This window comes from Salmonella sp. NW884, assembly GCF_051700745.1.
Classification (GTDB): domain Bacteria; phylum Pseudomonadota; class Gammaproteobacteria; order Enterobacterales; family Enterobacteriaceae; genus Salmonella; species Salmonella enterica.
Map to the genome: position 1 here is coordinate 1 of NZ_JAMMDE010000033.1, position 779 is coordinate 779.

The window sequence follows — 779 nt, forward strand, 5'->3', positions numbered from 1 at the left end:
AACGCGGCGGACAAACTCGACCAGGTGCTGGCGGAAATCCCCCGCGTGCGCGAGGACCTCGGCTTTATCCCGCTGGTCACCCCGACCTCGCAGATTGTCGGCACCCAGGCGGTGCTCAACGTCCTGACCGGCGAGCGCTACAAAACCATCGCCAAAGAAACCGCCGGGATACTGAAGGGCGAATACGGCCACACGCCGGTGCCGGTCAACGCCGGGTTACAGGCCCGCGTGCTGGAAGGGGGCGCTCCGGTGACCTGCCGCCCGGCGGACCTGCTGAAGCCGGAACTGGCTGAACTGGAAGCGGACGTCAGGCGTCAGGCGCAGGAGAAGGGCATTCAGCTTGCGGGAAACGCCATCGACGACGTGCTCACCGTGGCGCTGTTCCCGCAAATCGGCCTCAAATTCCTCGAAAACCGCCACAACCCGGCGGCGTTTGAGCCGGTGCCGCAGGCGGAAGCCGCGAAACCTGCCGTGAAAGAGGAAAAAGCCGCAAAACCCGCCGCTTCCGGTATCTACACCGTGGAAGTGGAAGGCAAAGCCTTTGTGGTGAAAGTCAGCGACGGCGGCGATATCAGCCAGCTCACTGCGGCTGCACCTGCTGCCTCTTCTGCTCCTGCCACCGCCCCGGCAGGCGCCGGCACCCCGGTCACCGCGCCGCTGGCGGGCAACATCTGGAAGGTGATTGCCACCGAAGGCCAGAGCGTGGCCGAAGGCGATGTGCTGCTGATTCTGGAAGCCATGAAGATGGAAACCGAAATCCGCGCCGCGCAGGCCGGGAC

1 protein-coding gene is annotated in these 779 nt (G+C 65.2%); it reads left to right on the top strand.

Going from position 1 to position 779, the window contains the following annotated elements; translation table 11 throughout:
• Positions 1 to 779: biotin/lipoyl-containing protein (locus tag NA197_RS23350; RefSeq protein ID WP_438796707.1), on the top strand; the 779-nt coding region annotated here is incomplete at both ends.